This is a genomic window from Elizabethkingia argenteiflava (genome assembly GCF_009904105.1).
GTDB classification, from domain to species: Bacteria; Bacteroidota; Bacteroidia; order Flavobacteriales; family Weeksellaceae; genus Elizabethkingia; species Elizabethkingia argenteiflava.
The window spans coordinates 1-330 of the sequence record NZ_JAAABJ010000255.1 but is presented as its reverse complement, the minus strand read 5'-3'; the positions used below and the strand labels follow the sequence as shown (position 1 = coordinate 330).

Annotated in this window: 1 pseudogene; it reads right to left on the bottom strand. The window is 62.7% G+C overall.

Going from position 1 to position 330, the window contains the following annotated elements:
• Positions 1–330: pseudogene (locus GNY06_RS02620) on the bottom strand (YgiQ family radical SAM protein); the annotation flags it as partial.

Here is a 330-nt window from a genome sequence, read left to right as displayed (position 1 = left end):
GGTGCAGCCGCCAAAGCAGCCGCGCATGATGTTGACGCTAAAGCGAATCATCTCCCAAGCGGGGATTTTGGTGCTGTGGTCGTGGCTGCCATTGGCATCGGCGTAGCTCGGGTGCGGGCTGCGAGCGTAGCTCAGGTCGAACACCAAATCCATCTCGGCGGTGGTCAGCGGAATCGGCGGCGGGTTGATCCACACGTCTTTCGCGGTGGTTCCCTCGCCGTGGGCTTGCACCAGCGCGCGGGCGTTGCCGGGGTTGGTCTCCAGATGCAGCACGCGGTTGGCGTGGGCGTAGAGCACGACATCGGATTTGACTTTCTCAAAAGAGGGCAG